Origin of the sequence: Burkholderia sp. 22313 (assembly GCF_052045245.1) — a bacterium.
Lineage (GTDB): Bacteria > Pseudomonadota > Gammaproteobacteria > Burkholderiales > Burkholderiaceae > Burkholderia.
In genome coordinates this window covers 16,703-43,500 of the sequence record NZ_JBQEON010000030.1, presented here as the reverse complement: position 1 = coordinate 43,500, position 26,798 = coordinate 16,703, and the positions used below count along the sequence as shown (strand labels likewise).

General features: G+C 68.3%; 25 protein-coding genes. 15 read left to right on the top strand and 10 right to left on the bottom strand.

The window, feature by feature from the left end; translation table 11 throughout:
• The first annotated feature begins 22 nt into the window (after nucleotides 1–22).
• The 4 genes from ACTJKF_RS22990 (at nucleotide 23) to ACTJKF_RS22975 (ending at nucleotide 4,732) form a co-directional block, all read left to right on the top strand.
• Nucleotides 23–1,039, top strand: a complete 1,017-nt coding sequence (locus ACTJKF_RS22990) for an ABC transporter ATP-binding protein (protein ID WP_440626405.1) — start codon at nucleotides 23–25, stop codon at nucleotides 1,037–1,039.
• Nucleotides 1,036–1,923, top strand: a complete 888-nt coding sequence (locus tag ACTJKF_RS22985; protein ID WP_440626403.1) for an ABC transporter permease — start codon at nucleotides 1,036–1,038, stop codon at nucleotides 1,921–1,923. Before ACTJKF_RS22990 ends, ACTJKF_RS22985 begins: the two co-directional genes overlap by 4 nt.
• Nucleotides 1,924–2,036: 113 nt before the next feature.
• Nucleotides 2,037–3,404: an MmgE/PrpD family protein gene (locus tag ACTJKF_RS22980; RefSeq protein ID WP_440626402.1), complete on the top strand. Its 1,368-nt coding sequence runs from the start codon at nucleotides 2,037–2,039 to the stop codon at nucleotides 3,402–3,404.
• Nucleotides 3,401–4,732: an LLM class flavin-dependent oxidoreductase gene (locus tag ACTJKF_RS22975; protein WP_440626400.1), complete on the top strand. Its 1,332-nt coding sequence runs from the start codon at nucleotides 3,401–3,403 to the stop codon at nucleotides 4,730–4,732. Before ACTJKF_RS22980 ends, ACTJKF_RS22975 begins: the two co-directional genes overlap by 4 nt.
• A gap of 1 nt (nucleotide 4,733) precedes the next feature.
• Here ACTJKF_RS22975 and ACTJKF_RS22970 read toward each other — a convergent pair whose 3' ends face one another.
• Genes ACTJKF_RS22970 through ACTJKF_RS22955 form a run of 4 tightly spaced genes read right to left on the bottom strand, consistent with a single transcriptional unit; the run spans nucleotide 4,734 to nucleotide 7,908 of the window.
• Entirely contained in the window at nucleotides 4,734–5,573 is an 840-nt protein-coding gene (locus ACTJKF_RS22970) for an amino acid ABC transporter ATP-binding protein (RefSeq protein WP_440626398.1), read from the bottom strand.
• Nucleotides 5,560–6,345, bottom strand: coding sequence for an amino acid ABC transporter permease (locus ACTJKF_RS22965; protein WP_440626396.1), 786 nt, complete (start codon nucleotides 6,343–6,345; stop codon nucleotides 5,560–5,562). Before ACTJKF_RS22965 ends, ACTJKF_RS22970 begins: the two co-directional genes overlap by 14 nt.
• The gene (locus tag ACTJKF_RS22960) at nucleotides 6,335–7,069 is read right to left on the bottom strand and encodes an amino acid ABC transporter permease (RefSeq protein ID WP_440626394.1); all 735 of its coding nucleotides are present in this window, start codon (nucleotides 7,067–7,069) and stop codon (nucleotides 6,335–6,337) included. Before ACTJKF_RS22960 ends, ACTJKF_RS22965 begins: the two co-directional genes overlap by 11 nt.
• Nucleotides 7,066–7,908 (bottom strand): transporter substrate-binding domain-containing protein, encoded by an 843-nt coding sequence (locus ACTJKF_RS22955; protein WP_440626392.1) that lies wholly within the window; start codon nucleotides 7,906–7,908, stop codon nucleotides 7,066–7,068. Before ACTJKF_RS22955 ends, ACTJKF_RS22960 begins: the two co-directional genes overlap by 4 nt.
• A gap of 525 nt (nucleotides 7,909–8,433) precedes the next feature.
• Here ACTJKF_RS22955 and ACTJKF_RS22950 point away from each other — a divergent pair.
• From ACTJKF_RS22950 to ACTJKF_RS22935, 4 genes are all read left to right on the top strand, one after another.
• Nucleotides 8,434–8,589: a hypothetical protein gene (locus ACTJKF_RS22950; protein WP_440626390.1), complete on the top strand. Its 156-nt coding sequence runs from the start codon at nucleotides 8,434–8,436 to the stop codon at nucleotides 8,587–8,589.
• 112 nt (nucleotides 8,590–8,701) lie between these two features.
• A complete protein-coding gene (locus tag ACTJKF_RS22945; RefSeq protein ID WP_440626388.1) occupies nucleotides 8,702–10,327 on the top strand; it encodes a methyl-accepting chemotaxis protein in 1,626 nt (541 codons plus the stop codon).
• Nucleotides 10,328–10,934: 607 nt separating this feature from the next.
• On the top strand, nucleotides 10,935–11,915 hold the full coding sequence (locus ACTJKF_RS22940) for an NADPH:quinone oxidoreductase family protein (RefSeq protein WP_440626387.1): 981 nt from the start codon (nucleotides 10,935–10,937) through the stop codon (nucleotides 11,913–11,915).
• 75 nt (nucleotides 11,916–11,990) lie between these two features.
• A complete protein-coding gene (locus ACTJKF_RS22935; RefSeq protein ID WP_440626385.1) occupies nucleotides 11,991–12,428 on the top strand; it encodes a nuclear transport factor 2 family protein in 438 nt (145 codons plus the stop codon).
• Nucleotides 12,429–12,532: 104 nt separating this feature from the next.
• Here ACTJKF_RS22935 and ACTJKF_RS22930 read toward each other — a convergent pair whose 3' ends face one another.
• From ACTJKF_RS22930 to ACTJKF_RS22920, 3 genes are all read right to left on the bottom strand, one after another.
• Nucleotides 12,533–12,733 (bottom strand): hypothetical protein, encoded by a 201-nt coding sequence (locus tag ACTJKF_RS22930; protein ID WP_440626383.1) that lies wholly within the window; start codon nucleotides 12,731–12,733, stop codon nucleotides 12,533–12,535.
• A 354-nt stretch (nucleotides 12,734–13,087) separates the two neighbouring features.
• Nucleotides 13,088–14,458: an ATP-binding protein gene (locus ACTJKF_RS22925; RefSeq protein WP_440626381.1), complete on the bottom strand. Its 1,371-nt coding sequence runs from the start codon at nucleotides 14,456–14,458 to the stop codon at nucleotides 13,088–13,090.
• The gene (locus ACTJKF_RS22920) at nucleotides 14,459–15,184 is read right to left on the bottom strand and encodes a response regulator (RefSeq protein WP_440626379.1); all 726 of its coding nucleotides are present in this window, start codon (nucleotides 15,182–15,184) and stop codon (nucleotides 14,459–14,461) included.
• Nucleotides 15,185–15,431: 247 nt separating this feature from the next.
• On the opposite strand from ACTJKF_RS22920, the gene ACTJKF_RS22915 reads away from it, so the two are divergent.
• Nucleotides 15,432–16,178 carry a MipA/OmpV family protein gene (locus ACTJKF_RS22915; protein ID WP_440626377.1) on the top strand — a complete coding sequence of 249 codons (747 nt, stop codon included), beginning with the start codon at nucleotides 15,432–15,434 and terminating at the stop codon, nucleotides 16,176–16,178.
• A 130-nt stretch (nucleotides 16,179–16,308) separates the two neighbouring features.
• Entirely contained in the window at nucleotides 16,309–16,644 is a 336-nt protein-coding gene (locus ACTJKF_RS22910; protein WP_440626375.1) for a hypothetical protein, read from the top strand.
• 52 nt (nucleotides 16,645–16,696) lie between these two features.
• On the opposite strand, the gene ACTJKF_RS22905 is transcribed toward ACTJKF_RS22910, so the two are convergent.
• Nucleotides 16,697–17,959: a transglycosylase SLT domain-containing protein gene (locus ACTJKF_RS22905; RefSeq protein WP_440626373.1), complete on the bottom strand. Its 1,263-nt coding sequence runs from the start codon at nucleotides 17,957–17,959 to the stop codon at nucleotides 16,697–16,699.
• Nucleotides 17,960–18,418: 459 nt separating this feature from the next.
• Nucleotides 18,419–19,579, bottom strand: a complete 1,161-nt coding sequence (locus ACTJKF_RS22900) for a porin (RefSeq protein ID WP_440626371.1) — start codon at nucleotides 19,577–19,579, stop codon at nucleotides 18,419–18,421.
• Between the two features lie 480 nt (nucleotides 19,580–20,059).
• On the opposite strand from ACTJKF_RS22900, the gene ACTJKF_RS22895 reads away from it, so the two are divergent.
• From ACTJKF_RS22895 to ACTJKF_RS22875, 5 genes are all read left to right on the top strand, one after another.
• Entirely contained in the window at nucleotides 20,060–20,569 is a 510-nt protein-coding gene (locus ACTJKF_RS22895; protein WP_440626370.1) for a sigma-70 family RNA polymerase sigma factor, read from the top strand.
• A 3-nt stretch (nucleotides 20,570–20,572) separates the two neighbouring features.
• Nucleotides 20,573–21,559 (top strand): FecR domain-containing protein, encoded by a 987-nt coding sequence (locus ACTJKF_RS22890; RefSeq protein ID WP_440626368.1) that lies wholly within the window; start codon nucleotides 20,573–20,575, stop codon nucleotides 21,557–21,559.
• Nucleotides 21,560–21,613: 54 nt separating this feature from the next.
• Entirely contained in the window at nucleotides 21,614–24,235 is a 2,622-nt protein-coding gene (locus ACTJKF_RS22885) for a TonB-dependent siderophore receptor (protein ID WP_440626366.1), read from the top strand.
• A 91-nt stretch (nucleotides 24,236–24,326) separates the two neighbouring features.
• Nucleotides 24,327–25,106 (top strand): hypothetical protein, encoded by a 780-nt coding sequence (locus tag ACTJKF_RS22880; RefSeq protein WP_440626364.1) that lies wholly within the window; start codon nucleotides 24,327–24,329, stop codon nucleotides 25,104–25,106.
• A 116-nt stretch (nucleotides 25,107–25,222) separates the two neighbouring features.
• Nucleotides 25,223–25,816 (top strand): flavin reductase family protein, encoded by a 594-nt coding sequence (locus ACTJKF_RS22875; protein WP_440626362.1) that lies wholly within the window; start codon nucleotides 25,223–25,225, stop codon nucleotides 25,814–25,816.
• 29 nt (nucleotides 25,817–25,845) lie between these two features.
• On the opposite strand, the gene ACTJKF_RS22870 is transcribed toward ACTJKF_RS22875, so the two are convergent.
• The gene (locus ACTJKF_RS22870; protein WP_440626360.1) at nucleotides 25,846–26,742 is read right to left on the bottom strand and encodes a LysR family transcriptional regulator; all 897 of its coding nucleotides are present in this window, start codon (nucleotides 26,740–26,742) and stop codon (nucleotides 25,846–25,848) included.
• Nucleotides 26,743–26,798: the final 56 nt, after the last annotated feature.

Here is a 26,798-nt window from a genome sequence, read left to right as displayed (position 1 = left end):
GCGGTTTCGATATGCGCAATCGTTGGTTGGGTCGCGCGCCGCGCCGCCGTATGTTGATGCTTTACCCGCAAGAGTTTCGATCGTGAACGCCACTTACGCCACTTCTCCCCGAATCGGGCTGCCGCCGTATGCGGCGCGCGGTGCCGCCGCGCCGGCCGCCCAACCCGGCACCGACGCACGCGCCGAGAGCGGGCCCGCGCCCGTACCGCAGCTTGCATCGGCCGGTGCGCGGAGCGAGCGCCTGCTGGCGATCGATCGCGTGAGCCTCGAATACCGGAGCGGCGCGCGGATCGTCCGCGCGACCCATCAGGTCAGCTTCGACGTGTACGGCAGCGACCGCTTCGTGCTGCTCGGCCCGTCGGGGTGCGGCAAGTCCACGTTGCTGAAGGCGATCGCCGGCTTCATCGAGCCGGTGTCGGGTTCGATCGCGCTCGACGGCCGGCCCGTGCAGGGGCCGGGCCCGGACCGCATCGTCGTGTTCCAGGAATTCGACCAGTTGCCGCCGTGGAAGACGGTCGTCGAGAACGTCGCGTTTCCGTTGCGGGCGGCCGCGAAGCTGTCGCGCACCGAAGCACGCGAGCGCGCGCTGCATTATCTCGACAAGGTCGGCCTCGGCGCGTTCGCCGATGCGTATCCGCATACGCTGTCCGGCGGCATGAAGCAGCGCGTCGCGATCGCGCGTGCGCTGGCGATGCAGCCGCGCGTGCTGCTGATGGACGAACCGTTCGCCGCGCTCGACGCGCTCACGCGCCGCAAGATGCAGGAAGAACTGCTGCGCCTGTGGGACGAGTTCCGCTTCACGTTGCTATTCGTCACGCATTCGATCGAGGAGGCGCTCGTCGTCGGCAACCGGATCCTGCTGCTGTCGCCGCATCCGGGCCGCGTGCGCGCGGAGCTCAACAGCCACGACTATTCGCTCGACAACGTCGGCAGCGGCGACTTTCGCGACCAGGCGGCGCGCATTCATCATCTGCTGTTCGATACCGACGAAGCGAACGTCACCCGCGCAGCACCGGCCACGGAGGCAATCGCATCATGAGCACGATCGATCCGGCTCTGCCGCCGCTGCCGCCCGTTCGCGCGGAATACGTCCATGCGCTCGACACGCCGCCCGACGCCGAACGCGCCGCGCCCGTGCCGCTGCTGCGCCGCATCGCCGGTGCGAGCGGGTTTCGCCGCGCCGTCATCGCGCTCGTGCTGATCGCCGCATGGGAAATCGTCGCGCGCATCGTCGCGAACGACCTGCTGGTGCCGACCTTCGGCGCGACGCTGGCCGCGTTCGTGCAGGGCATCGCATCGGGCGAACTGCTGGTGAAGACGGGCATCTCGATGTCGGTGCTGCTGCGCGGCTATGCGCTCGGCGTGCTGTTCGCGTTCGTGCTGACGTCGCTCGCGGTGTCGACGCGCATCGGCCGCGACGTGCTCGCGATGCTCACGTCGATGTTCAACCCGCTGCCGTCGATCGCGTTGCTGCCGATCGCGCTGCTGTGGTTCGGGCTCGGCACCGGCAGCCTGCTGTTCGTGCTCGTGCACGCGGTGCTGTGGCCGCTCGCGCTCAGCATGTATACGGGTTTCGCCGGCGTGCCGGCCACGCTGAAGATGGCCGGGCGCAACTACGGCCTCACCGGCCTGCGCCAGATCGCGCTGATCCTCGTGCCGGCCGCGCTGCCGTCGATCCTGTCGGGGCTGCGCGTCGGCTGGGCCTTCGCGTGGCGCACGCTGATCGCGGCGGAACTCGTGTTCGGCGCGAGCGCGGGGCAGGGCGGGCTCGGCTGGTACATCTTCCAGAACCGCAACGAGCTGTATACCGACCGCGTGTTCGCGGGCCTCGCGGCCGTCATCGTGATCGGCCTGCTGGTCGAGCACCTCGTGTTCGATACGCTCGAACGCGTGACGGTGCGCCGCTGGGGCATCCCGCACTGACACGCGCCGATCCGGGCGAGCATGCGGGCGCCAACGCTCGCATCGGAGCAGGAACCGGAAGGTTCCCGGCCGCGCCGCCCGTTGTGGCATTTCGCGACTTTCCAACTGCCGACATGTCTTCCCACTCGATTCCCGACGGCGCGGCCGACCGCATCACGCGCCGGCTGGCCGCCGCGATTGCGTGTGCCGAGCCCGCGCGTGATCCGTCCGCCATCGCTGCCGCGCGGCGTGGCCTGCTCGACTTCCTTGCCGCCGCGTTCGCCGGCGCGCGCGACAACGGTTACCGCAAGCTGCTGGCGGTGTGCGGTCGCGATTCGGCCGGCGCGGCAGCGGTGATCGGCAGTGCGGCACCGGCGTCGCCGCAATATGCCGCGCTGCTCAACGGCTATGCAGGCCACGCGCTCGACTACGACGACGTGCACAGTAGCGTGCGCGGCCACCCCGGCACCGTGCTGCTGCCGGCGTTGCTCGCGCTCGCGCAGGTGCGCGCACGCAGCGCGCTCGAACTGCTCGACGCCTACGTCGTCGGCGTCGAGACGATGGCGCGGGTCGGTCTCGCGCTCGGCAGCCGCCACTATGAACTCGGCTTCCACAACACCGCGACGCTCGGCACGCTCGGCGCGGCCGCCGCCGCGGCGCGTCTGCTCGGGCTCGATGCGGCAGCGACCGAAAACGCGCTCGGCGTCGCCGCGACGCAATCGGCCGGGCTGCGGCTGCAGTTCGGCAGCGAGGTCAAGCCGTTGCATGCGGGCCTTGCGGCGCGCGCGGGGCTGTTCTCCGTGGAACTCGCCGAGGCCGGACTGGCCGGCGCGCCGGGCGCACTCGACGGCCCGGAAGGATTCTTCGCCGTGTTCGGCGGCGGCGCGGCGCAGCCGGCGCGCGTGCTGGCCGACTGGGGCGCGCCGTGGCAGATCGTGTCGCCCGGCCTGTACTTCAAGCCGTGGCCGTGCTGCACGGCAACCCATTACGCGGTGCAGGCCGCGCTCGATCTGCGCGCTCGCCACCGTATCGCGCCGGCCGACATCGACGGCATCGTGGTCACCTTCCCGCCGGGCGGCGACACGCCGCTGTCGAACCGGCTGCCGGCAACCGGCCTCGAAGCGCGCTTCAGCGTGGAATACGCGGTGGCCGCCGCACTGACGGACGGCCCGCCGGGCGTCGCGACGTTCGCCGACGTGCCCGTGCGCGATGACCTGATCGCACTTGCCGCACGCGTGACACGGCGCCACGATGCCGCCGCGCCGCGCGCGTCGACCGATCCCGCGACGCGCTTCTCGGTCGTCGAACTCGTGCTGCGCGGCGGCGACACGCTGCGGCAGCGCACCGAACGCCTCGTCGGCGCCGACGATCTCGCCGCGAAGTTCGCGGATGCGACCGCCCACGATCCCGCGCTCGCGTTCGTGCCGGAACTGATCGACACGATGCGCGGCACGGCCGATCTCGCACGCCTTTTCCACACCTTTACGTCGCTTCAATCATGAGCACCGATCGCAGCACATCCTCCCGTCGCCGGATGCGCCTCGGGCTGTTCCTCCAGGGCGCCGGACACCACGTTGCCGGCTGGCGTCACCCCGACGCCGAATCCGGCAGCGAGAACTTCGACCTGCTGCGTCGCGTCGTACAGACTGCCGAGCGCGCGAAGTTCGACATGGTCTTCCTCGCCGACGGCCTGACGAGCGGCCCCGACGCGCACCCGTCGATGGCGATGCGCTTCGAGCCGCTGAGCCTGCTGTCGGCGCTCGCGATGCACACGCGGCACATCGGCCTCGCGGCGACCGCGTCGACGACGTACAGCGAGCCTTACCACATCGCGCGCGTGTTCGCGTCGCTCGACCACCTGAGCGGCGGACGCGCCGCATGGAACGTCGTGACGACCTCGTACGACCGCACTGCCGCGAACTTCACGCGCGGCAACCATCCCGATCACGCGCAGCGCTACGAGATGGCCGGCGAATTCGTCGATGTCGTGAAGGGGCTGTGGGACAGCTGGGACGACGACGCGATCGTCAGGGACAAGGCGCGCGGCATCTATTTCGATCCGGCGAAAGTGCATGCGCTCGATCACGCCGGGCGCTTCTTCAACGTGAAGGGGCCGCTCAACGCGTCGCGCCCGCCGCAGGGCCACCCGGTCGTGATTCAGGCCGGCTCGTCGGGCCCCGGCCAGGATCTCGCCGCGCGCACCGCGGAAGTCGTGTTCACCGCGCAGCAGACGCTCGACGAGGCGCAAGCCTTCTATCGCGACCTGAAGGGGCGGCTCGCGGCGTACGGCCGCGCCGAGGACGCTCTTGCCGTGATGCCTGGCGTATTTCCGGTGATCGGCCGTACCGAGCAGGAGGCCAAGGACAAATATGCGCAGCTCCAGCAATGGACCGATACGTCGGGCGCGCTGACGCTGCTGTCCGACCGTCTCGGCCATGACGTGTCGAAGTATCCGCTCGACGGCCCGCTGCCCGACCTGCCCGAATCCGATCAGTTGAAGAGCCGTGCGAGGCTGCTGACCGATCTCGCACGCCGCGAGAACCTCACGCTGCGCGAACTCTACTATCTCGTTGCCGGCGCGCGCGGGCACCGGATCGTGTGGGGCACGCCGACGCAGGTCGCGGACGCGCTGGAGGAATGGTTCGACGGTGGCGCCGCGGACGGCTTCAACATCATGCCGCCATATTTCCCCGGCGCTCTCGACGATTTCGTCGAGCATGTCGTGCCGGAACTGCAACGGCGTGGCCTGTTCCGCACCGAATACGAGGGCACGACGCTGCGCGACCATCTCGGGCTCGCGCGCCCGCCGAGCCGCTACGCGGCGCGTTGACTCAGACTGCGAAGCGCGTCAGGTCGAGTGCGATCGGCGCGCTGTCGCGGCTGGCGTGCGGGCTGCTGGCCGGGCCGAGTGCATGCGCGAGGAAAGCCCGCGTGCGCGGGCTCTGCGGCGCGCGGAACAGCTGCGTGGCCGGCCCGTGCTCGACGATCACACCTGCCTCGGTGAAGTAGACGACGTCGCTGATTTCCTCGGCGAACCGCATTTCGTGCGTGACCAGCACGCAGGTCATGCCGTCGCGCACGAGATCGCGAATCACCGACAGTACGTCGCCGACGGTTTCCGGATCGAGTGCGGACGTCACCTCGTCGAACAGGATCAGGTCGGGCTGCATCGCGAGCGCGCGCGCGATCGCGACGCGCTGCTGCTGGCCGCCCGACAGTTCGCCGGGGTACGCGTGCGCCTTGTCGGCGAGGCGCACGCGTTCGAGCAGCATGTGCGCGGTGCGCACCGCTTCGGCGCGGTCGCGGCCGAGAATCCTGACCGGTGCGACGACGAGATTGTCGAGCACGCTCAGGTGCGGAAACAGGTTGTATTGCTGGAACACGAAGCCGACGCGCTTGCGCAGCGCGATTTCGTCGCGCTCCGATGCGAGCCGGTCGACGCGCGTGCCGTCGACGTCGATCAGGCCGCACTGCGGCCGCAACAGCCCCGTGATGCAACGCAGGATCGTCGATTTGCCGGAGCCGGACGGACCGATGATGGACACGGCCTGGCCACGGTGCACGTCGAGATCGATGCCGCGCAGCACGGGCGTCGTGCCGTAGGACAGATGCACGTCGCGCAGGCGGACGAGCGGCGCGTTAGCGCCGCGCGGAGTTTCAGTGGAATGCATGACGTCGTTCGAGAAGGCGGGTGAAACGGGCGATCGGGTAGCAGTACGCGAAAAACAGGCCGAGGACGGTGAAATAGACGACGACGGTGAAGTCGGCGCGCGCGACGGTGTTGCTCGCGACCTGCGCGGTGTCGAGCAGGTCGTGCACGCCGACCAGCGACGCGAGCGCGGTGGCCATCGTGATGCTCGCGTACAGGTTCATCCACGGCGGCAGCATGCGGCGCACGCATTGCGGCAGGATGATCCAGCGGAACACCTGCACGCGGCTGAACGCGAGCGAGCGTGCGGCGTCCCACTGCGCATGCGGAATCGACTGGATCGCGCCGCGGAAGATTTCCGCGAAGTTCGCGCTTGCCGGCAGCGCGAGGCCGAGCGTCACCTTGAACCAGTCCGGAAACGGCAGCGACGCGTGGCCGAGCCTGATTTCGAACGGGAACACGTAGGTCGAGAAATAGATCAGCACGAGCAGCGGCGCGTTGCGGAACACCTGCACGTACGCGCGCGCCGCGACTCGTGCGATGCCGAGCCGCGACAGCGTCAGCGGGCCGAGCACGAGGCCGGCGAGCGTGCCGAGCGCGATCGCCAGCGCGCTGATGCCCATGTTGACGAGCATCGCCTTGCCGAGCGCGGGCAGCCACGTGGCGAGCGCGACGAGCGTGGGATGGCGGCGACCCGCAACGGCCAGCGCGACGACGGCCAGCACGGCGAGCAGTGCCGCGACCGCGCGCCAGCGCACCGGGCGCGCGGGCGGCGCGAGCGAGTCAATGGCCATAGCCAGGTATCCTCAGACGGTGTTCGAGCCAGCGCCCCGCGAGGTTGACCGAGAACGTGAGCGCGCCGAAGAAGAGCAGGATCAGGATCATCAACTCGAGCACGTTGTCGCGCTGCGTCCAGATCATGATCGACGCATAGGTGACGTCGCCGACGGCGATCGCCGAGGCGACCGTCGTCATCTTCACGAGGTCGACCAGGTTGTTGACGAGCGCGGGCAGCGCGAAGCGCACCGCGAGCGGCAGCTGCACGTGCCAGAGCCGCTGGCGCCGGCTGTAGCCGAGCGACTGCGCGGCTTCGAGCGTTGCGCGTGGCACCGCTTCGAGGCCGGCGCGCAGCGCTTCCGCGTGGAACGCGCCCTTGTGCAGCGAGATCACGATGACGCTCCAGATGAACGGCGTGAGCGGATTGCCGCCCAGATCGCGCAGTGCGGCGCTGATCAGCATGTTGACGACGAGGAATGCACAGAACAACTGCACGAGCGTCGGTGTGTTGCGGGTGAGCTCGACGAACGCGCGTGCAGGGCGCGCGAGCGCCGCGCTCGGCGACACCAGCAACGCGGCGAGCACGACGCCGCAGGCGAGGCTGCCGAGCGCGGTCGCGACCGACAATTCGAGCGTCACGCCCATCCCGTGCACGAACGACGCGCGCTCGTCCGCGGCCAGCACGAAGCCGTAGTCGAGGCCGAGCTTGCGGAGCGCATCGACGGCGTCGGCCGCCGTCATGTGCGCTGCGCCTTGAGCTTCGCGTGCAGGTCGAGCACGGCTTGCGACGGCGTCATGCCGTTCCTGCGCTCGACGTCGAGCAGCCAGCCGCTGCGATGCCAGTCCTGGACGATCCGGTCGAGCGCGGCCTGCGTGTCGGTCGCGCCCTTGCGGACCCAAATGACCGACGGCGACGGAATCAGGTCGGCGGGCAGCGGCGTCGCATAGTCCTTCCAGTCCGGATTGCGCGCGACGAGCATGCGCAACGTCGGCGCGACGTGCACGGCGGCCACGCAGTTGTTGCCGCGCAGCGCGAGCAGCGATTCGGGCTGGCCGCGGAACGCCTTCACCTGCGCGCCGTATTCCGTCGCGAGCGGTTTCGTATAGTTGCTGCCTTGCGACACGCAAACGGGCTTGCCGCGCAGGTCGGCCCAGGACTTGATGCCGCTGTCCTTGCGCGTGATCAGCGCACCGCCGATGAACTCGAACGGCGTCGGCGCATACGACAGTATCTCCGCGCGCTCCGTCGTCAGCTCCATGTTGGCGATCAGCGCGTCGACCTTGCCCTGCTGCAGGAATTGCACGCGGTTCGACGGCTGCACGGGCGTCAGCTCGGCGTCGACACCGAGCCGTTTCGCGACGTCGTTCGCCAGATCGACGTTGAAGCCGACCGGCTTTTGCGTCGCGGGATCGAGCGAGCCGAACGGCGGGCCCGACAGGATCACGCCGATCGTGATCTTGTGACGTTGATGGATGCGATCGAGCGTGCCGTCAGCGCGAGCGACACCGGACAAGGCCGAAAGGAGGGCGGCGAGGAACAGCGCGTGGCCCGATGTAGTGCGAAGCGATCTGCTGAGCATGAGAAAGAGGGACGTTGTTTGAGCGAAGCGGGGCGGCGCATCGCGCGCCCGGTTGTCGGGAGCGTGTATTTTCGGGATGTGGAACGCATCCAGGAACCAAGAAATTCTCATACCGTTATCTGGTCCTCGGATTTACGCAGAGGAACACGACGCTCGCGCGGCCGGAATGGCGATGTGGCGGAGGAATCTGCCGTCGCGATGCACGGGAACGGGTGGCGCGGATGCGGTCGACGTCTCTATTCACCGCTTACGCCGGCGCCTCGCCCTGTCGAGCGCACAGATCATGACATTGCGTGGGCTGGGCGACATCTTGCGCAGCAAGAGCGCGGCATGGGGGTGCCAAATCAGCGGCGCGTATCAGTGAAGTTACTTGCTCATGCAAAGGGTACGGGAAAGCTGGATGAAGGATTGAGTTCACTAGGATGGCGCTCATCGGCTGAACGGGGAGCGTCGTCCGGATGTTCAGGCCGGCGTTGCAGTGCAACTAGAACAAAAATTTCAACGCAGTAATCAGAGGAGACGACCTTGAAGCAAAAGCATCCAACCCTGGCCGCCGCAGCCGCCGCTTTGACGGCGAGCGGCGCGCATGCCCAGTCGAGCGTGCAGCGCTATACGGTGCCGGCAACACATGGTCACAACAACCCGCTCGAAATGGCTACAGGTATCCGCACCCGCTTCTGACCCGGCATCAATGTCTCGCCGTAGTTTCTTTTGATCGATTTCCTCCTATTTGCGGCGGCGGATTGATCCGTCTGCCGTTTTTTCTGTTCAGCGGGGCGGGAAGAGGGCAGCCATGTTTAGAGATACCACTATCCGAACAGCTTTGACGATCACCATCTGCGGCTATACGGCGGCGCTGATGATCGTGATTGCAACATCGATTTCAGGTCTGAATGCGGCCAACACGGCGCTCGACAAGATGTACCGCGAGGAAACCGCGTCGTTGCGGCACCTGAGCGCCAGCAGCGACGCGCTTCTGCAGGTGCGGGTCGATCTCGGTGCGTACGAAACGCTCGTCGCGCAGGGTAAATCGACCGACGCAGTGCTCGCCCGGGTGCATGCCGAGCAGACCAGCAGCGATCGTGAATTGGCCGCCTATGCGGCACGGCCGCCGTCGAATGAGGGCGAGAGGAAGCTGGCCAACGCACTGCGTGCGAAGCGCGAGCAATTGATGAAGCAGGCACTTTCACCTGAAATCGCGGCGCTCGACCAGAACGATTTCATGTCGTTTCGCACGACGCAGCGGCAGGCGCCAGACACGCTTTTCAGTGATTACCGGAGCGCCGAGCTCGCGCTGGTGGACTTTCAGGCGGAGCAGCAAAAGGCGCGTTTCGTGTCGGCGCAACAGCATTTCCACCTGCTGCTTTGGCTCTTCGGCGCGATCGGAACCGCTGCGGTCGTACTGGGCGTGTTCGCGCGTTTCGCGTTGACGGCATCGATCGTGCGACCCATTGATCAGGCGATTCATCATTTTGAGCGCATTGCGGCAGGAGATCTGACCAGCACGATCGATACGCTGCGCGCCAACGAGATGGGCCGGTTGATGGCCGCGCTGGCGCGCATGCAGGCGGGGCTTGCCGCCGCCGTGGGGCAGGTGCGGCGCGGGACGGCGGCGATCACCCTCGGTGTTCGCGAAATCGCGAGCGGCAACGGCGATCTGTCCACACGTACCGAGCAACAGGCGGCGAATCTGGAGGAGACCGCATCGAGCATGGAAGAACTGATTGCGACCGTCCGGCAAAACGCCGACAACGCGCGGGAGGCGAGCGCGCTCGCCGAAAGCGCGTCGGACATCGCGGCACGCGGGGGCGACGTCGTCGGTCAGGTTGTCGATGTGATCGCGGACATGTCGTCGAGTTCGAACCGGATCGTCGACATCATTGGCGCGATCGAGGGCATTGCGTTCCAAACCAACATCCTCGCGCTGAATGCGGCCGTCGAAGCCGCGCGTGCCGGCGAGGAAGGGCGCGGGTTCGCGGTGGTCGCGGGCGAAGTCCGCGCGCTCGCGCAACGTTCGGCAGCAGCGGCGAAGGAAATCAGGGAGCTGATCGGCGATTCGGTCGCGAAGGTGAAGAACGGGGCCGACCTGGCGGCTCGCGCTGGCGACACAATGACCGAGATCGTCGCAGCAGCCCGCAACGTGACCGGCATCGTCAGTGAAATCAGCATGGCCTCGGAAGAACAGTCGCGCGGCATCGATCAGATCAATCGCGCTGTGACACAGATGGATAAAGCGACCCAGCAGAACGCCGCACTCGTCGAGCAGGCCGCCGCGGCTGCGGCGTCGCTTGAAGAACAGGCGCGGGTGCTCGACCATGCGGTGGCCGTGTTCCGGCTGGCTGAAACAGACAAGCCGTCCGCCGCGGAACCCGGCAGGCAGAACTGGATGGCGTCCCGGCTATCGACCGCAGGCGCATGATGGCAGCCGACCTGCTACAGGACACCCGAGCGAACTTCATCCGATTGCCGCCAACGATCCGGGATTGACTGTTCGAAATCGAGCGGTCCGCTCGCCGAACGACGATCCCCGGCGCTCGAGCATTGTTGTTCGCGAACGACCGTGCTAAATTCCCGCCAGCACTTGCATTCACCGACCCAGTCATCCGGTTCCGGCAGCCGGCGCCAACGGGCGCGCCAGCGCGCGCTGCCCAACCGCGAAGCATGGGACCAGATGCGAAGCATGGGGCCGGAGTAAGTGCTGAAGCACTAACACCGGCCGACATAAGCGCTGAAGCGCTAACTCTGGTCGACAGGAGACAGACATGATGGAGCACGCATCGATCGAGCACCCGCGGATCGAACGGCCGACGCGTGAGCGGCCGCCGGCGACACGAGCCATGCCGGCCACCCGGAGGGTGCCACGATGAGCCTGCTGATGTCGCGACGCGTGGTTCTGAGCGCCGCGCGGCACGGATGACGGAGGATGTCGCGGGGCAGGCCGATGTGCCTGCGCCGCGCGCCGATCGCGCGGGCAGGTCCCGCTGCCGTATCGATGCGCGGGTTCGCCGCGCAAGGAGAAAGGAGACATGAAAGCCCTGTTGTGTACCGCATTCGGCCCGATCGACCGCTTGCACATCGAGGACGTCGCGATCCCCGAGCCGGCCGCGGGCCAGGTGCGGATTCGCGTGAAGGCGGCGTCGCTCAACTTCCCCGATGCGTTGATCGTCCAGGGGCTGTATCAGGTGAAGCCGGCGCTGCCGTTCTCGCCCGGCGCGGAATTCGCCGGCGTGATCGACGCGGTCGGCGACGGCGTGAGCGCCTGGCGGCCGGGCGACGCGGTGGTCGCGTTCACCGGCCACGGCGGCTTCGCCGAGCACTGCGTGGCCGATGCGCATCAGGTCGCGGCGCTGCCGCCGGAGATGACGTTCGAGCAGGGTGCCGCGCTGGTGCTGGCCTACGGCACGTCGCTGCATGCATTGCAGCAGCGCGCGCGCCTGCAGCAGGGCGAGACGCTGCTGGTGCTGGGCGCGGCCGGCGGCGTCGGGCTGGCCGCGATCGAGATCGCGAAGGCGCTGGGCGCGCGCGTGATCGCGGCCGCGTCGAGCGCGGACAAGCTCGCGCTGTGCCGCGAAGCCGGCGCGGACGACACGATCGACTATGCGACCGAAGACCTGCGGCGCCGCGTCGACGAACTGACCGGCGGACGCGGCGCGGACGTCGTCTACGACCCGGTCGGCGGCGCGTACAGCGAGGCCGCGTTGCGCGCGACCGCGTGGCGCGGCCGGTTCCTCGTGGTCGGCTTTGCCGCCGGCGAGATTCCGAAGGTTGCGCTGAACCTTGCGCTGCTCAAGGAGCGCGATATTCTCGGCGTGTTCTGGGGCGACGCGATGCGGCGCGATCCGGCGCAGCATGCGGCGAACCTGCGCCTGCTCGCGCAATGGTTCGCGACCGGCAAGGTGCGGCCCGCGATCACCGAGCGCGTGCCGCTGTCGGGTGCGGCCGACGCGATCGCGCGGATGGCGAACCGCCAGGTCAAGGGCAAGGTCGTGATCCTGCCGGACGCGTGACCGCCCGGCGGCTGTCCGATCGGATCTCGCCGTCGATCGGAATTCCTGGGTATGACGTTACCGGAGCCGTTGATCATGCAACCCCTGTCTAACCTGCAACCTGCCGTCGCGACATCGCTCGATGCGTGGCACGCGATGCTCGCGCGCAAGGATTTCAGCGCACTCGACACGATCGTCCATCCTGACGCCGTGTTTCGCTCGCCGATGGCGTTCAAGCCGTACGGGCCGGCGCCCGCGCTGTTGCTCGCGCTGCGCACGGTGCTCACGATCCTCGAGAACTTCGAGTATCACCGCCGGTTCGCCGATGACGACGGCACGAGCGTCGTGCTGGAATTCAGCGCGACGCTCGGCGACAAGCGGCTGAAGGGGATCGACATGATCCGCTTCGACGTCGACGGGCGGATCGTCGAATTCGAGGTGATGATCCGTCCGTTCAATGCGCTGCAGGCGCTCGGCGTGGAAATGGGCGCGCGGCTCGGGCAGCAGTTGCCGGCGTTCAAGATCGGCGGGTGACGGGCAGTTGCCGGCCGCTGGCCGTGCTGCCGGCCCATGCGGACGATGCCGCGCTCGCCAGGTGAATGCCGCACTCGCGTGCGTCGCCCGCGGGGCGGCGCGCGTCAGTGATTCTTGATCCGGACGCTATAGCCGGCGTCCTCGAACGCGACGACAAATTCCTCGGGGAACAGCCACGATTCGACCTTCACGTGCGACGTCGCGCGGTCGATCTCGACTTTCGCGTCGGGATCGACGCGCCAGATTTCATGTTCGACGGCGCGGGAGGTGTCGTCGTCGAGCGAATGGTCCAGTACGAATTCCATGATCAGTTTCCTTTGTTTTTCGACGGCCGTCCTCGCACGCGCGTGAACGGCCGGTTGGCGAACGATACCGATGACGTCGCCGGGATCAGACACGCATGTGTCGACGATACGCGCGATTGCGTCGGATGATAAGCGGGTCCGGATGTGACGCACTGTCACCCGGCGCTCAACGAATCCGGTGCGATGCGTGCGAATGCGCGTCCGGCGTTGGCAAGACGCGTCGCATCTGTCGTCGCTTTCGGTTCCGGTCATGCGCGGCTCGCGCAAACGCATGCCCGTTGAAGCAAACACCGCTCCGCGCGACCGATGCCGCATCACGCATCGAGCGACGCGACCGGCCGGGCGATCCCGCGCTTATCGGCGCGGTGAAGCCGCGTGCGGGTGGTCGGTGCGGCCGCGTGCCGCACGCGCCGGCGCGTCGTCCAGGAACGCCGGCAATGCGCGCGCCGGCAGCGTAATCACGAAGCGTGCGCCGCCGAGCGGCGAATCCTCGAGCCGTACGTCGCCGCCATGCACGAGCGCGACGCGCCGCACGATCGCAAGCCCGAGACCGAACCCGCCGGTCTGCCGGTCGCGGCTCGAGTCGAGCCGCTGGAACGGTTCGAACACGCGCGCGCGTTCGGCGACCGGAATCCCGGGACCGTCGTCGTCGACGCTCAGCACCAGCGCACCGGACGCGTCACTCGTCGCTGACAGCAAGACCGTGCGCGACGCATAGCGCGCGCCGTTGCGGATCAGGTTCAGCAACGCCCGCGCGACGAGTTTCGGGTCGCACACGTGGGTGGCGGGCGCGCCGGTCGTCGATACGTCGAGCGTGAGGCCGCGATCGGCGACGTCGTTCGCGACGTTGCCGGCGACGCTGTCGATCAACGCATCGACGACCACGTCCATCGGCGCGAGCTCGCTTGCGCCTTGTTCGAGCCGCCCGATCGTCAGCAGCTCGGTGACCAGTTCGTCGAGTTCGCGCACGTCGCGCCGCAGTTCGTCGCGGCGTTCGCGCATCCGGCCGCTCTCGTCGGATTCGGCGAGCAGCGCGAGGCCGAATTCGAGGCGCGCGAGCGGCGTCTTCAGCTCGTGCGAGATGCCGTGCATCATTTCGCGCTGCTGCTTGATCGACGCCTCGATCCGCTGGGCCATGTCGTTGAACTGCTGCGACAGATCGTAGATGTTCGAACGCCCGGAGAGCTTCACGCGCGTCGACAGGTTGCCTGCGCCGAACGCGTGCGCGGCGGCCTGCAACCGGCGCAGGTCGCGCCAGTGATACGAGATCCACAGCACGACCGCCAGCAGCGCGGCGAGCGCGAGCAGCAGGTACGCATAGATCTTGATGTCGAGATCGAACGGCTGGACCGGGCGCGCGTGCAGCACGGAACCGTCCGCGAGCGGCATGTAGTAATCCTTGCCGTCGTAGCTGATCGCGATCCTGCCGCCGTCCAGGTCGCGCAGCGGCGCGCCGCTCAACTGGGCGCGGGCGTTCGCCATCGTCATGAAGTCGAATCCCTCATTGCCGTGCCGCGCGAGTTCGCGCAGCGCGAGCGTGCGCTGCGCGCCGGGATGGCGTTCGAGATAATCGTTCAGCACGAATGCATAGGTCGTAAGCGAGTCGCGCTGCGCCTGTGCCGCGCGTTCGTAGAAGATCCGGTCGAACGAGATCTGAATGAAGGCGATCGATGCGGCGACGCACACGATCACGATGAGGTACAGCCGGATCAACGGGCGCAGCATTTATTCGTCCCACGCGGAAGGGCTGAACAGGTAGCCGCGGCCCCAGATCGTCTTGATCTTGTGCGGCTCCGACGACGCATCCTCGAAGCGGCGGCGCAGCTTCGAGATGCCGGAGTCGACCGAGCGGTCGAGCCCGTCGAACTCGATGCCGCGCAACTGCTTCAGGATGTCGTCGCGGCTCAGCACGGTGCCGGCCGCGCGCGCGAGGATCAGCAGCAGGTTGAATTCGGCCGTCTTCAGATCGACCGGCTCGCTGCGCCACGTGACCGTGCGGTTCGGCGGCGAGATCGTCAGTTCGCCGAAGATCAGCGCCTCGGGCGCGGCGGCGGCCGTTTCCGGCGCGACCGGCTGCGCGCGGCGCAGCAGCGCGCGGGCGCGCGCCACCAGCACGCGCGGCTCGATCGGCTTCGTCACGTAGTCGTCGGCACCGGTCTCGAGGCCGACAACCTGGTCGTAGACATCCGCACGCGCGGTGAGAATCAGCACCGGGACGTTGGTGAACGCGCGAATGCGCCGGCACACTTCCATCCCGTCGAGATTCGGCAGCATCAGATCGAGTATCACGAGCGCGGGCGAGTGTTCGCGCACGGCCGCGACGGCCAGGTCGCCGCGCCGCACGACCGTCACCGCGAATTCATAGCTGTCGAGATATTCGCGCACGAGCTGGGCGAGACGGTCGTCGTCCTCGATCAGCAGCACGCGGTATTTGAGCGGATTGTCGTTCATGGTCTCTTCGAAACGCGCGCGTCGTCCCACGCCCGGACAGGCGGGTGCGCGGCGCGGCACGCGAATTTTATCCGGCGTTCCGGCGGCCCGGGCCGCCGCGCGACAATCGCGAACAATCGAACACAATTGCGCACAGATTCCCCGCAGATTCGGGACAGTCCCCGCGCACGGCCGCACCTAGACTTCGGGCTTCCGTCACTCTTGTCCCGATATTGTGCGCACACTCCTTCGCCGTTCCCGCTATTGCATGCCGCTCGCCGGCCTGACCCTGGCCGCTGCCGCCCATGCGGAGAACCAGTATTCGATTTCGCTCGGCGGCGGGGTCGCGCCGCGCTATCCCGGCAGCAACCAGTATCGTGGCGTCGTCGCGCCGGGGCTGGCCGCGAAGTTCGGCAACGGCTTCTTCATCGACAGCACCCAGGGCGCCGGCTACCGGCTGGACCTGCCGCACGGCGTGTTCGTGTCGGCGGCGGTGAACTACGATCCGGGCCGCGCGGACGAAAACCGTTTCGACCTGCCGGGTTCGGACTACCTGAAGGGGATGGGCCGGATTCCGGGCTCGGTGCTCGTCGGCGTGCGGGCAGGGGTCACGCTGTTGAATGCGGCGGAACTGAGCGTCACGGTCGATACGCCGGTCACGCATACGTCGCGCGGCGTAGCGGGTCATGTCGATCTCGCGGTGCCGGTGCTCAAGACCGCGCAGCACGAGATCGTCGTGACGGGCAGCGTGCATGCCGGCACCGGGCGCTACACGCAGACGTTCTACGGCGTGACCGATGCGCAGTCGCTGACGAGCCGCTTCCGGCCGTATTCGACGCGCGGCGGGATCGATAGCGCGACGATGTCGGTCGCGTGGAACTGGACCGTGTCGCGACACTGGTCGGTGCTTGCCACCGGCGGCGTGACGCGGCTGCTCGGGCGCTACGGCGACAGTCCGATCGTCCAGTCGCGCAGCAACTACTACGGGATGGCCGGCGCGACGTACAGGTTCTGAACGGATGGCCGGCGCGCGCATGCCGTACGCGATGGACGCGACGCGCCGGCGGCGCGCCGGCGCAGCGAACGGCGTGCGCTAACATGCAGGCGGGTTCGGCGGCACGCCGGGCCGCGACCGGGAGAATTCAATGGAGCACACGATCGCGCTGCTCGCAGTACTCGTTGCGAGCGCAACCTTTGCGGGATGTACGGACATGAACCCGAAGCACCCGAACGCCACCGCCGGCGGCGCGGCACCGATCGCCGTCCCGCCGGGCGCCGCGAACGCGTGCAAGGCGGATGCCGCGCCGGACGACGCACTGATCGGCAAGACCGAGGCCGATGCGGTCGCGCTGCTCGACGGTTGCCTGTGGCGCGTGCTGGAGCGTGACGGCAAGTCGCTGCCGGGCACGATGGATTATCGCGAGGAGCGCCGCGACCTCGGCATTCGCGACGGCAAGGTGACCTGGGTGCGGCGCGGGTGACGGATCCGGCTGCCGGGGAGGCGGCGGATTCGCGTGCGCCCGTGCATGCGCGTTACTTCGAGATGTACCAGAGCGCGTCGGTGCTGACGCGTGCGGCCGGCTTCGTCGCGGCTGGCGCCTGAGGCGTCTGAGGCGTCGCAGCGGGTGTCGGCGGGTTCGACGTCACGGCGGTGGGCCACGTTGCCGGCGTATTCGACGTGGTCGATGCCGTCGCGGTGTTTGCCGTGCTGGCGGTCGCTGCCGAGCCGGACGTCGACGCCGTATCGATATACCAGAGCGCATCCGACGATGCGGTGCGCCTGGCCGACGCATTCGCCGCGGGTTGTTTCGCTGCCGGTGCGGTGGCGGCGGTTGTCGCTGCGGTTGCCGCCGTCGCGCCTGAGCGCGGCGTCCCCGCTGTCGTTCCGATGGCGGCCTGCGCCGTCGTCCCGGCACCGCCGCGCTGCGCGCGCGCCTCGAACGGCCCGAGCTGGAAGATCAACGTTTGCGCGGGCCGCGTCAGGACGGCATACGGAAACTGCAGCTCCCACGACATCAGCACACGGCCCGACGACGTTTCGGTGAAGATCGCCGGCACGTGCTTCATGTCGCTGAACTGCACGTAGATCCGCGCGCCGTCGTCGAACACCTGGGTCGGCTTGGCCTGGTCGGCGCCGGTGACGGTCCAGCCGAAGTTGTACGTGCCGGCCGGGCCGGCGGGCCCGCCTTGCGGTTGCGGCGGCGGGGCGGCCGGCGCGAGCGTGCGCGCCCGCGCGACCGGCGGCGCCGACACGCTCAGGCTTGCGAACGGGTTGTACGCCTGCACCTGTTGCGGCGGCGTAAAGGAGGGCGGAAGGATGGGCATGGGAGTATCCGGCGAATCCGGCATGGTCCGGATTGCATCATAGACCTTGCGGGCATACGCGAGGCGCTTGTCGGGCGATGCGGCGTTGTACGCGCCGATCGCGGTCCAGTTGGCGCCGAGCTGGCGGATGTTCTGCGACAGGATCCACGCGCCGACATACGCGTTGGTACACGCATCGAACAGGCTTTCCCGCGTGATGCCTTCGCGCGCGAGCGTCGGCAGCCAGGTGCTGTTGATCTGCATCAGGCCGATGTCGACGGTGCCGTTCGTGTTGGTGTTGAGGGCGTTCGGATTCATGCCCGATTCGACCTGCGCGATGCCGCGCAGCAGGCTCACGCTCACCTTCTGGAAGGTGGCCGCGTCGTCCAGGCAGTCGGCCCGGGCGAGCCCGGGCAGCGCGCACGACAGCGCGAGCGGTGCGGCGAGCTTCAGCACGGCATGGCTGAGCGAACGGGTAGTCTGACGCGGCATGGCAGGATGGGGCGGGATCCGGGCGCCCGGTGCAAGGAAATTACGCAGACGCGAAGTGTGCCATAGCGTGCGGTCAAATGGCTGGCGTCAAACTTTCCTTTGCATTTGCCGGCGGGTTTTTCGGGGATTTTCCTTGACGCCGGTATCGCCGTGCGACGCAATGGAATCGGTAAAAAAGCCGCGATCTCGCGCATGCCGGCGGACAGCGGCCATCGCAATACTGACGCCGTGCGTCAGTTATGCCGCGAATCGGGATTGAATGGCGCGGCGATTCGGGCGGAAAACGGCGAGGACGCGTGGGAGGGCCGACTGGAATCGGACACGGCGGCCGTAGCCGCCGTGTCGGTGCAATCGCAACGTGCAACGCACGATCCGCGATCCGCGATCCGCGATCCGATTCCGTCGACCGGCCGGCCGTGCGATACCGCACGATATCGCACGCAACCGGCCGACCGTCGATCAGAAGCGGTGACGCAGGCCGAGGTTGACCATCGTCTGCGAGCTCGTGCCCGCATAGCCGTACGACCCGATCGACGCCTGCGCGGCCATCGATCCGCCGGTGCCGTCGCCGGTCTGCCCGCTCGCGTGCTGGTAGGCCGCGGTCAGGTACACGTCGGTGCGCTTCGACAGGTTGTAGTCCGCGCCGGCCGACACCTGGTGATAGGTCGCCGACGTATCGCCGCCCGAGCGCGTGTAGCTGTAGCCGACGCCGACGAGCAGCGCGTTGGTCGCCTGGTAGTTCACGAAGCCCTGCCCGGTGTTGCAGTGCTCGTTCGAGTTGAACACGGAGCTCGCGTCGCGGCGGTACTGCGCGTTGCTGTAGCCGACGCCGAACGTGAACGGGCCGGCGACGTACTGGCCCGCGATGCGCGCGATGCCGATCGAGTGCGCGCTCGCATAGCCGGTGTTGATCGGGCCGTCGAAGGTGCCGTCCGACGAGCTGGTCCAGCCGTTGCGCAGCCCGTTCGACGCGGGGCTGTTGGTCGCGTGGAAGTAACCGCCGGCGACGCTGAACGGCCCGTTGTTGTACGACACGGCGGCCGAATACGACTGCGCGGCGCCGGTGCTGCCGGCGATCCCGCCGAACGAATACATCGCCGAGAACTGCAGGCCCGCATACACGGCCGACGTGTACTTCACCGCGTTGTCGACGCGGAAGCTGTTGTCGTAGTTGTCGACGTCGCCCGGCGTCGCGAACGCGCTGCCGAGGGTGTTGTCGGCGGTGATGCCCTGCACGAGGTCGACGAGCGGATCGTACTGGCGGCCGAACGTGAGCGTGCCGTAGCGGTCGCTTGTCAACCCGACGAATGCCTGCCGGCCGAACAGGCGGTTGCCCTGGCCCAGCCGGCCGTTGCTCGGGTCGAAGCCGTTCTCGAGCTGGAACAGCGCCTTCAGCCCGCCGCCGAGATCCTCGGTGCCTTTCACGCCCCAGCGGCTGCCTGCGAGGTTGCCCGCGCTGCTGTTGCCGAGCATCCACGCGTTGTCCTTGCCCTGCGCGTGATTCACGTAGGTGATCGACGTGTCGATCACGCCGTACAGCGTAACGCTCGATTGCGCGTGCGCGGCGGGTATGGCCGCGAACGACGCGAGCGAAATCAGCGAGAGGGTCGTGCGTTTCAATCTAATCTCCTTGCGTATTGGCTTGCTTCTTTGAACCGGAATGGCAGGAGACTACCGAGCCGCCGTCGATCGGCAAAAATGAAATTCCCTGGTGCGACCTAAAGCAGACAGCCGCATGCTGCGGAAAGGTCTATTGAGAGATTCGTATTATTGAACGTTGTGTATCAATCGATTTGCATTTCGATGCGAACCGCTGGTGCATTGCCGGATTCGTGATAATTCCGCGCGAATTTCGGCGGAATTTCGCTGACGAGGCGTTCGTCGTCGATTCGTCAATGGACTATTTAATGAATCGAATGGCGCGATGCGGGCGGGATATGGTATTTCGCGCGCATTGCGTGCGTCGCGCGGGCCATCTGATCAGCGGGCGCCGCCGTGCCGACGTCGCCGCGCACCGATACCGCAAGGTGCGTATCCGGTTTTGTATATAATAATCATTCTCATTTACACAACTGCACGCTGCGCTCCCGGAACCCGGCCATGTCCGCTGACAAGCTGTCCCTCCATCGAGAAATCGACGCCCTCTATGCCGGCCATCATGCGTGGCTGCGCGGCTGGCTGAGCCGGAAGCTCGGTTGCGCGCATCGCGCGGCCGATCTCGCACACGACACCTTCATGCGGCTGCTCGCGCGCGACGAGCCGATCGGCGCCGACGAGCCGCGCGCATTCCTGACGACGGTCGCGCAGCGGGTGCTGTCCAATCACTGGCGTCGCGAGCAGATCGAGCGCGCGTATCTCGACGTGCTGGCGCGGCGTCCCGAAGCGTACGTGCCATCGCTGGAAGCGCGCGCCATCGTGTGCGAGACGCTGCTCGAGATCGACCGGCTGCTCGACGGGTTGCCGCTCGCCGCGAAGCGCGCATTCCTGCTCGCGCAGCTCGACGGGCTGACGCAGGCCGAGATCGCGCGCGAACTCGACGTGTCGCTCGCGACGGTGAAACGCTATCTCGTGAAGGCCGGCACGCAGTGCTTCTTCGCGATGGCGGCCTGACCGATGGCCGCCCCGGGAACGCCGACGGTGCCGCCGCAGGTTGCGCGTCGCGCGGTCGAATGGTGGGTCGACCGGCAGGCCGGCCGCGGCGACGACGCGTTCGCGGCCGCGCTCGCGCGCTGGCGTGCCGAGGATCCGGCGCACGACGCGGCGTGGCGTCATATCGAAACGATGGAAGGGCGCATCGGCCGGCTCGCGGCCGGGCTCGACCCGCAGGCCGCGCACGCGGCGCTGTTGCCGCCGCGTGCGGGCCGCCGACGCGCGGCCGCGAAGGCGCTGGCCGTGCTGCTGTTCGCGGGGGGCGCCGCCTGGATGGCGGATCCCGCGCGGCGCGCGGCAATCGGGCCTGCGGATCTCCGGACGGCGGTCGGCGAGCGGCGCACGGTGACGCTCGCGGATCGCACGGTCGTCGTGCTCGATACCGATACCGCGCTCGACGTGCGCTTCGACGCGGCCGCACGCCGCCTGTCCCTGCTGCGCGGCACGATCATGGTGACGAGCGGCCACGACGATCGCACGCCCGCGCGGCCGCTGGTGGTCGCGACCGCGCAAGGCGAGCTGCGCCCGCTCGGCACGCGCTTCGCGGTGCGCCAGCGCGGCGGCGCGACGCGCATCGAGGTGTTCGCGGGCGCGGTGCGGGTGCAGCCGGCCGACGCGGCGGCCGGCGCGCGCGTGATCGCGGCGGGCGAGGGCGCGGCGTTCACGCGCGATGCGATCGGCGCGATGGCACCGCTCGATGCGGATGCGTCGGCATGGACGAGCGGCATGCTGGTCGCATCGCGGATGCGGCTGGCCGACCTGGTTGCCGAGCTCGACCGCCATCGCCGCGGCAGCCTGCGTTGCGATGCGGCCGTCGCCGGCCTGCGCGTGTCCGGCACCTATCCGCTCGACGATCCCGCGCGCGTGCTCGATACATTGAAGGCGACGCTGCCGATCGACGTCGAGTACGTGACGCGCTACTGGGCGACCGTCGTGCCGGCCGGTTCGTGAGCACTGCAAGAAATTTTTTCGTGTTCCTGAGCTGTTTCTCGATGCTCGCGTGACATGAGTCGTGAAAGCAGCACTGGCCCATCGTCCACCGACATCTCGATCATGGTTTCCATCCGTCTTACGCAGCGGCGCCGTCCGGCGCCCGCCCGTCCACTGCCGCGCGTGTCGCGCCTGGCCGCGTTCGCCACACCCGCGGCACCTGCCGCATCAGCCGCATCAGCCGGGCCGGGCCGCATGGCCTGCCGGCTGGCCGGCGCCGTCCTGCTGTCGGCGCTGCTACCGCTGCCCGCGCTGGCCGACACCGGCGCCGGCGCCGATGCGGCGACCGGCACGCAGCGCGCATCGCGCCGCGCATTCGACATTCCGGCCGGCCCGCTCGAAGCGGCGCTGAACCGCTTCGGCCGCGACGCCGGGATCCTGCTCGCATTCCCCGCCGAACTGACCGCCGGCCGCACGAGCGGCGGCGTGCATGGCCGCTTCGACGTCGACGGCGCGCTCGACCGGCTGCTCGCGGGCACCGGGCTCGTCGGGCTGCGCCAGCCGGGCGGCGGCTATACGCTGATGCGCGCGAGCGGTTCGGGCACGCCGGCCGCGCCGGCCGGCACCGATGCGGCCGCCGAATTGCCGGCCATCACCGTGCGCGGCAGCGCGCTGCGCGCACACAGCTACCGGCCGACGAAGGAAGCGGGCGTGCTGCGCACGGACATCCCGCTGCTCGAGACCGCGCAGGCCGTCAACGTCGTGCCCGCGCAGGTGCTGCGCGACCAGCGTCCGCGCAATCTCGACGACGCGCTCGGCAACGTGAGCGGCATCACGCAGGGCAACACGCTCGCGGGCACGCAGGACACGATCATGAAGCGCGGCTTCGGCGACAACCGCGACGGCTCGGTCATGCACAACGGGATGCCGATCGTGCAGGGGCGTTCGTTCAACGCGGCGGTCGATACCGTCGAGGTGCTGAAGGGGCCGACGTCGCTGCTATACGGGCTGATGGATCCGGGCGGCGTGGTGAACGTCGTCAGCAAGCAGCCGCAGATGACGCGCTACAACGCGATCTCGCTCGGTGCGTCGACGTTCGGGCACGGCAGGAACGGCGGCAGCGCGACCTTCGACTCGACCGGCCCGGTCGGCGATTCGCGGCTCGCGTACCGGCTGATCGTCGACCAGTCGAACGAGCTGTACTGGCGCAACTTCGGCGAATACCGGCAGACCTTCGTCGCGCCGTCGCTCGCGTGGTACGGCCGCGATACGCAGGTCGTCGTGTCCTACGAATACCGCACGTTCCATTCGCCGTTCGATCGCGGCACCGCGCTCGACCCGCGCACCAACGCGCCGCTCGACATTCCGGCGCGGCGGCGCATCGACGAGCCGTTCAACAACATGGACGGCGAATCGCATCTCGCGCAGCTGAGCGTCGATCACCAGTTCAACGCGGACTGGAGCGCGCATGTCGGCTACAGCTACAACCGCGAGACCTACGACGCGAACCAGCTGCGCACGACCGGCGTCGATCCGGTGACGGGCACGCTGTCGCGCAGCAACGACGCGACGCACGGCTCGCTCAGCACCGACAGCTACGGCATCGGCTACGTGAACGGCAAGCTGACGCTCGGCGGGATGCGTCACGACGTGCAACTGGGCGTCGACACCGAGTATCGCCGCATCTATCGCAAGGATCTGCTGCGCCAGGCAGTGAAGACGCCGTTCAGCTACGTCGCTCCGGTCTACGGGCTGCTGCCGCCGTCGAGTACGGTGTCCGCGAGCGACAGCGACCAGACCGACACGCTGCACGACACGTCGGTGTTCTTCCAGGACAGCATTCACCTGACCGACAAGTGGATCGTGTCGGGCGGGCTGCGCTACATCACGTACAACCAGGTCGCGGGGCGTGGCCGGCCGTTCAAGGCGAACACCGATCTCAGCGGATCGAAGTGGCTGCCGCGCGCGGGCGTCGTCTACAAGTGGACCGACGCGTTCTCGCTGTACGGCAGCTATTCGCAGTCGTTGAAGCCGTCATCGTCGATCGCGCCGATGACGTCGGGCTACGTGATCGACGCCGCGACGCCGCCGGAGCAAGCGACCGCATGGGAAGTCGGCGGCAAGCTCGACCTGCCGGGCGGGATGACCGGCACGCTCGCGCTGTTCGACATCGACAAGAAGAACGTGCTCGTGTCGCAGTTCAACGACACGACCAAGCTGACCGACTGGCGCACGTCGGGCAGGGCGCGTTCGCGCGGCGTCGAGCTGGACCTGTCGGGCCGGATCGGCGAGCGCGTGAACGTGATCGCGAGCTATGCGTACCTCGACGCGAAGACCACCGAGGATCCGCTCTACACGGGCAACCGGCTGTGGAACGTCGCGCGTCACACGGCGTCGCTCGCGGCCGTGTACGACGTCGGCACGCTGGCGGGCGGCGACGACCTGCGCATCGGCGCGGCCGCGCGCTACGTCGGCGCGCGGCCCGGCGATTCGGCGAACAGTTTCACGCTGCCGTCGTACGTGCTCGCGGATGCGTTCGCGACCTACGACACACGGCTCGGCAAGCAGAAGCTGTCGTTCCAGCTGAACGTGAAGAACCTGTTCAACCGCACGTACTACCCGTCGAGCGCGAACCGCTATTTCGTCGCGGTGGGTGATGCGAGGCAGGTGTCGTTGCTGACCACGCTGCAGTTTTGACCGCGCCATTTGCGCAATCGACGCCATTCGCCCGATTCATGCAATCGCCGCGCGGCGTGCATGACGGCGCACGATTTTGGAGAAAACCCCGATGAACGGAAGCATGAAGACCGGCGCCGTGCGCGCCCTGGGCGCCGGCACGCGGCGTCGCGTGTTGCGCTCGCTCGCCGGCGCGGTGCTCGCCGGATGCGCGGGCCTGTCGGCCAGCGCCCCTGCCGTTGCCGCCGATCCCGCCGCCGTTGCCGCACCGGCGGTCACGCGCATTGCGATGCTCGTGCAGTTGCGCGGCCCGAACCTGAAGATCGACGAGCGGATCGGCCAGCACCTCGGCGAGCGCGGCTATGCAGTCCGCCTGATCGACGAGCGCGCGACGCCCGACGCGGCGCGCGATGCCGACCTCGTCGTGATCTCGTCGACGGTGTCGTCGAAGCATGTGCGGCCCGGCTGGCGCACGCTCGACAAGCCGCTCGTCACGTGGGAGAACGACCTGCTCGACGATCTGGCGATGACCGGCAAGCGTCATGACGTCGACTTTGGCGAGACGGGCAAGGAACGTTATCTGTGGCTCGTCAACGCGCCGCATCCGGTCTCGGCCGGATTGCCGGCCGGCGTGGCCGACGTGTACGGCAAGCAGGCGCCGATGAGCTGGGGCAAGCCGGGGCTCGGCGCGATCACGATCGCGACCGTGTACGGACAGCCGGACAAGGCCGCGATCTTCGCGTACGAGAAGGGCGCGACGATGGACTACGAAACGCTCGCGCCGGCGCGGCGCGTGATGTTCTTCCTCGACAACGACACGTTCGCGAACCTGTCGCCGGCCGGGCTCGCGCTGTTCGACGCGGCGGTGGACTGGGCGGCGGGGCGGCGCTGATGCGACGCGGCGCGGCCGCGCGTGCCGGGCGGCGCACGCGCCGCATCGGCGGCGAGCGGCATTGAGTGCGAGAATGCGGCCTTCGGCCGGCGCGCGCCGCTCACCAGGGAACCCGCATGGACAGTCACATCGCTCCGGTGGAGCTGAAGAAAGCCTACCGTCTCCTCAACCACGGCCCGACCGTGCTCGTGTCGGCCCGTCACGACGGCGTCGACAACGTGATGGCAGCCGCATGGGCGTGCGCGCTCGATTTCCTGCCGCCGAAGCTGACCGTCGTGCTGGACAAGTCCGCGAAGACGCGCGAGCTCGTCGAGCGCAGCGGCACGTTCGTGATCCAGGTGCCGACGGCCGCGCAGCTGCAGCTCACGCATGCGGTCGGTAGTCACAGCCTTGCCGAGCGGCCCGACAAGCTGCGCGAGGCGGGCGTCACGCTGTTCGACGTCGAGGGCCACGACCTGCCGCTCGTCGCCGGCTGCTCGGGCTGGCTTGCATGCAAGCTGATTCCGGAGCCGCACAACCAGCAGACCTACGACCTGTTCATCGGCGAGGTGGTCGGCGCATGGTCGGACACGCGCGTGTTCCGCGACGGTCACTGGTATTTCGAATCGGCCGATCCGGCGCTGCGCAGCCTGCACTACATCGCGGGCGGCAACTTCTATGCGATCGGCGAATCGCTGCAGGTCGGTCCGGATCAGTCGAACTCGCAGTAAGCAACCGGCCGGTGTTCCAGGCGCGCGGTTTACGCGCGCGTTTTCAATGCCGCCAGCATGACCTCGGCGAACGCCTGCGTGACGCGCGGCAACGTGCGTCCGCGCTTCGCGACGAGAGCGATCGGCCGCACGAACGCGGGGTCGTCGATCGGCTTCGCGACGAGGTCGGGCTCGGCGCGCACTTCGCGCGCGGTCGCCGGCAGGATCGTCACGCCGAGGCCGCCGCGCACCATCGCGACGGCCGTCATCATGTAGGTCGGTTCGCACGCGATGTCGGGCGTGCAGCCGGCCGCGTCCAGCGCGGCATCGACGACGCTGCGCACGCTCGTGCCCTGCGCGGTCAGCACGAGCGGCACGGCGGCGACGTCGGCGGTGCGCACGCGCCGCTTGCGCGCGAGCGGATGATCCTTCGGGCATACGGCGACGAGCCGGTCGGCGCCGATGTACAGCACGTCGAGCGACGCATCGAACGCATCGCCGCCCGTCAAGCCGAGATCGGCCTCCTCGTTGCGCACCAGCGTGGTGACGAGGCTCGCGACGCCGTCGCGAATCTCGAATCCCGCGCGCGGCACGTCGCGCCGGAACGACTGGATCAGCTCGGGCAGCAGGCTCGACGCGAACGTCGGCAGGCACGCGAACCGCACCGTGCCGCTCGCGCCTTCGCCGAGCGCCCGCGCATCGCGCAGCATGCGCTCCATGTCGTCGAGCGAGCGCTGCAGTAGCGGCAGCAGTTCGCGCCCGGTCTGCGTCAGCGCAACGCTGCGGCTGTTGCGGTCGAACAGCCGCGCGCCGACGATGTCCTCGAGCCGCCGGATCTGCACGGTCAGCGCCGGCTGCGACAGGTGCAGCCGCGCGGCCGCGCGCGTGAAGTTGCCGGCCTGCGCGACGGTGACGAACGCGCGAATGTCGCGAAGGTTCAGATCCATAACGATTCGTGATTGCTGCGATCAAATCATTTCAATTGTGCTATTGCTGCGCCGAC

Bases quoted from the DNA above. Each gene is read 5' to 3' on its own strand.
- ACTJKF_RS22940 (WP_440626387.1), top strand. From the start codon at position 10,935: ATGAAAGCCCTGTTGTGTACCGCATTCGGCCCGATCGACCGCTTGCAC.
- ACTJKF_RS22945 (WP_440626388.1), top strand. From the start codon at position 8,702: ATGTTTAGAGATACCACTATCCGAACAGCTTTGACGATCACCATCTGC.
- ACTJKF_RS22930 (WP_440626383.1), bottom strand. From the start codon at position 12,733: ATGGAATTCGTACTGGACCATTCGCTCGACGACGACACCTCCCGCGCC.
- ACTJKF_RS22960 (WP_440626394.1), bottom strand. From the start codon at position 7,069: ATGACGGCGGCCGACGCCGTCGATGCGCTCCGCAAGCTCGGCCTCGAC.
- ACTJKF_RS22870 (WP_440626360.1), bottom strand. From the start codon at position 26,742: ATGGATCTGAACCTTCGCGACATTCGCGCGTTCGTCACCGTCGCGCAG.
- ACTJKF_RS22965 (WP_440626396.1), bottom strand. From the start codon at position 6,345: ATGGCCATTGACTCGCTCGCGCCGCCCGCGCGCCCGGTGCGCTGGCGC.
- ACTJKF_RS22885 (WP_440626366.1), top strand. From the start codon at position 21,614: ATGAGTCGTGAAAGCAGCACTGGCCCATCGTCCACCGACATCTCGATC.
- ACTJKF_RS22880 (WP_440626364.1), top strand. From the start codon at position 24,327: ATGAACGGAAGCATGAAGACCGGCGCCGTGCGCGCCCTGGGCGCCGGC.
- ACTJKF_RS22875 (WP_440626362.1), top strand. From the start codon at position 25,223: ATGGACAGTCACATCGCTCCGGTGGAGCTGAAGAAAGCCTACCGTCTC.
- ACTJKF_RS22980 (WP_440626402.1), top strand. From the start codon at position 2,037: ATGTCTTCCCACTCGATTCCCGACGGCGCGGCCGACCGCATCACGCGC.
- ACTJKF_RS22955 (WP_440626392.1), bottom strand. From the start codon at position 7,908: ATGCTCAGCAGATCGCTTCGCACTACATCGGGCCACGCGCTGTTCCTC.
- ACTJKF_RS22985 (WP_440626403.1), top strand. From the start codon at position 1,036: ATGAGCACGATCGATCCGGCTCTGCCGCCGCTGCCGCCCGTTCGCGCG.
- ACTJKF_RS22905 (WP_440626373.1), bottom strand. From the start codon at position 17,959: ATGCCGCGTCAGACTACCCGTTCGCTCAGCCATGCCGTGCTGAAGCTC.
- ACTJKF_RS22890 (WP_440626368.1), top strand. From the start codon at position 20,573: ATGGCCGCCCCGGGAACGCCGACGGTGCCGCCGCAGGTTGCGCGTCGC.
- ACTJKF_RS22920 (WP_440626379.1), bottom strand. From the start codon at position 15,184: ATGAACGACAATCCGCTCAAATACCGCGTGCTGCTGATCGAGGACGAC.
- ACTJKF_RS22925 (WP_440626381.1), bottom strand. From the start codon at position 14,458: ATGCTGCGCCCGTTGATCCGGCTGTACCTCATCGTGATCGTGTGCGTC.
- ACTJKF_RS22915 (WP_440626377.1), top strand. From the start codon at position 15,432: ATGCCGCTCGCCGGCCTGACCCTGGCCGCTGCCGCCCATGCGGAGAAC.
- ACTJKF_RS22895 (WP_440626370.1), top strand. From the start codon at position 20,060: ATGTCCGCTGACAAGCTGTCCCTCCATCGAGAAATCGACGCCCTCTAT.
- ACTJKF_RS22970 (WP_440626398.1), bottom strand. From the start codon at position 5,573: ATGCATTCCACTGAAACTCCGCGCGGCGCTAACGCGCCGCTCGTCCGC.
- ACTJKF_RS22935 (WP_440626385.1), top strand. From the start codon at position 11,991: ATGCAACCCCTGTCTAACCTGCAACCTGCCGTCGCGACATCGCTCGAT.
- ACTJKF_RS22910 (WP_440626375.1), top strand. From the start codon at position 16,309: ATGGAGCACACGATCGCGCTGCTCGCAGTACTCGTTGCGAGCGCAACC.
- ACTJKF_RS22975 (WP_440626400.1), top strand. From the start codon at position 3,401: ATGAGCACCGATCGCAGCACATCCTCCCGTCGCCGGATGCGCCTCGGG.